At 75.2% G+C, this 2,075-nt stretch carries 2 protein-coding genes; one reads left to right on the top strand and one right to left on the bottom strand.

The features are described from left to right. On the bottom strand, positions 1–303 hold a 303-nt coding region (locus B7767_RS35910), incomplete at its 3' end, for a DUF6214 family protein (protein WP_085575701.1). Between the two features lie 200 nt (positions 304–503). Here B7767_RS35910 and B7767_RS35905 point away from each other — a divergent pair. After that, positions 504–1,847, top strand: coding sequence for an FAD-dependent oxidoreductase (locus B7767_RS35905; RefSeq protein ID WP_085575700.1), 1,344 nt, complete (start codon positions 504–506; stop codon positions 1,845–1,847). The last annotated feature ends 228 nt before the right edge of the window (positions 1,848–2,075 follow it).

Here is a 2,075-nt window from a genome sequence, read left to right as displayed (position 1 = left end):
CTGCGGCCCCCTCGGCCGGTCGGGCCGCTCCCGGTGCGCGCCCGTACCGGGAGCGGCCCCGGGGTCCGGCTCGGGCTCGGCGCCGCAGGCCCGCGCCAGCGGCCCCTCGATCCAGTCGGCGAACAGGGCGAGGTCCTCCAGGGCGAGCGCGGGCCGGGCCCGTACGTCCTCGACGCAGACCCACCCCTCGCACACCGTCGCCAGCGCGTCGACGCGGGCCCCGTCGCCGAAGGCCAGCCGCACATGGAGCCACCGGGTCGCCCGCTCCCCCTCCCGCACCTCCCACGCGGGCCACACGGACACCGCGCCCTCCGCCGGAGAGCGATCGGAAAGATGAAGAAAAGATGCCTCAAACACACACGCAACGTAACCGCGTGATCAGTTTCCCTCCGTAGAACACGCGCCCCGGGCGGCGGACGGCACCCTGTCAGCGGAGCGCGGACGGTGCCATGCTGGAGACATCAGCGATCTCCTGTCGAGCCCCCGTGGTGAGGAGTTCCGCCGTGCTGCGTGTCGCCGTCATCGGTTCCGGGCCGAGCGGGTGCTACTCCGCCCAGAGCCTCGTCCAGCAGGACGCCCGGGTGCGCGTGGACGTCCTGGACCGGCTGCCGTGTCCGTACGGCCTGGTCCGCTACGGCGTGGCACCGGACCACGAGAAGATCAAGTCCCTGCAGAACACCCTCCGCGCGGTCCTGGAGCACGAGCGCGTGCGCTTCCTCGGCGGGGTGCCGGTCGGGCCGGGCGGGGTGCCGGTCGCGCGGCTGCGGGAGCTCTACCACGCGGTGGTGTACTGCGTGGGCGCCGCCGCGGACCGGCGGCTGGGCATCCCGGGCGAGGAGCTGCCGGGCAGCTGGTCGGCGACCGAGTTCGTGTCCTGGTACAGCGCGCATCCGGACGCCGTCGACGACGGTTTCCTGCGCGGGGTGCGGTCGGCGGTGGTCATCGGAATGGGGAACGTCGCCGTGGACGTGACGCGCATGCTGGCCCGGGGCGCCACGGAGCTGAGCCCGACCGACATGCCGCACGCGGCCCTGGCCGCACTCGCGTCGAGCCGGGTGGACCGCATCCACATGGTGGGCCGGCGCGGCCCGTCCCAGGCCCGCTTCACCACCAAGGAGCTGCGCGAACTGGGGGTCCTGCCGGACACCGAAATCGCCGTGGACCCGGCCGAGGCCGCGCAGGACCCGGCGTACACGGACCCGTCCGCGCTGCCCGCCCCGCAGCGCCGCAACGTCGAGGTGCTGCGCGGCTGGGCCGGGGCGCCGGTGCCGGGCGCCCGGCGGCTGATCCGGCTGCGCTTCTTCCTCCGCCCGGCCGAACTGATCGCCCGGGAGGGCAGGGTGGGTGCGGTGCGTTTCGAGCGGACGGTGCCGGACGGACACGGCGGCGTCACGGGCACGGGGCGGTTCGAGGACGTCGGGGCGCAGTTGGTGCTGCGCTCGGTCGGTTATCGCGGGGTGCCGCTGGAGGGGCTGCCGTTCGACGCGGCGGCCGGCACGGTTCCGCATCTCGCCGGGCGGGTGCTGCGGGAGGGCGCCGTCGCTGCGGGCGAGTACGTGGCGGGCTGGATCAAGCGGGGTCCGACGGGCGTCATCGGCACCAACCGGTCCTGCGCGAAGGAGACGGTGGCCTCCCTGCTGCGGGACGCGCCCTTCCTCACGGACCGCGACCTCCCCGGCGACCCGCTGGCGGCACTGCGGGCCGAGGGCGTCGAACCGGTCGAATGGACGGGCTGGCAGGCGATCGAACACGCCGAGGCGGAACTGGGCGCCTCCCTGGGCCGCGGCATCGTCAAGCTCCCCGACTGGGAATCCCTGCTCACGGCAGCCCGCACGGCGGTCCCGTGACCACACTGCGGTCCTGCGACCACGCAGCGGGCCTGCGACCGTAACGGGGAGCCGCGACCTCACGGCCGGCCCGTGGCCGCACAGAGGTCCGTGGCCATACGGGGAGCCATGACCGCACGACCGGCCCGCGCCCGCACGACCGGCCCGCGCCCACACGACCGGCCCGCGGACCGCACAGGGGCGCCGACGATCACCGGCGCGCGCGAGGGCCGGACGCCGACGGACGGC

The sequence above is a fragment of the Streptomyces sp. 13-12-16 genome, from assembly GCF_002114215.1.
Lineage (GTDB): Bacteria > Actinomycetota > Actinomycetes > Streptomycetales > Streptomycetaceae > Streptomyces.
Note: the sequence above shows the minus strand (reverse complement) of the source record. Positions and strands in the feature narration are given on the sequence as shown.